We start from the raw sequence: 332 nt of genomic DNA on the forward strand, positions 1-332 counted from the left end.
GAAACACGACAGACCGCACCGAAGCGCCCGGAGGACAGCCCCAGAGGGTGAGTACACAGGCAGCGTCCGTGCCTTGAGCACTCCACAGCGTGCCAACAATCAACGCCAGAGTAGTTGCTCCCCCGGCCATCTTCGGAGGGCAGGGTTCCTTTGAAAAGTACATCCCGCTTGCGGGGTGGCAATACACCGCGAGGACGCTGTGTGCGACCGGGCTTAGTCCTCCCGATCGCACCGCTCGCGTGGTGTTACCCGATTACGGGAAAACATTCACGGAGAGTTTGATCCTGGCTCAGGACGAACGCTGGCGGCGTGCTTAACACATGCAAGTCGAA

The 332-nt window shown here is 60.2% G+C and carries 1 rRNA gene; it reads left to right on the top strand.

The features are described 5' to 3' along the window. Positions 1-266: 266 nt before the first annotated feature. Positions 267-332, top strand: a 16S ribosomal RNA gene (locus PUR26_RS01050); the annotation flags it as partial.

It is taken from the genome of Streptomyces sp. SP18CS02 (assembly GCF_036322365.1).
Lineage (GTDB): Bacteria > Actinomycetota > Actinomycetes > Streptomycetales > Streptomycetaceae > Streptomyces.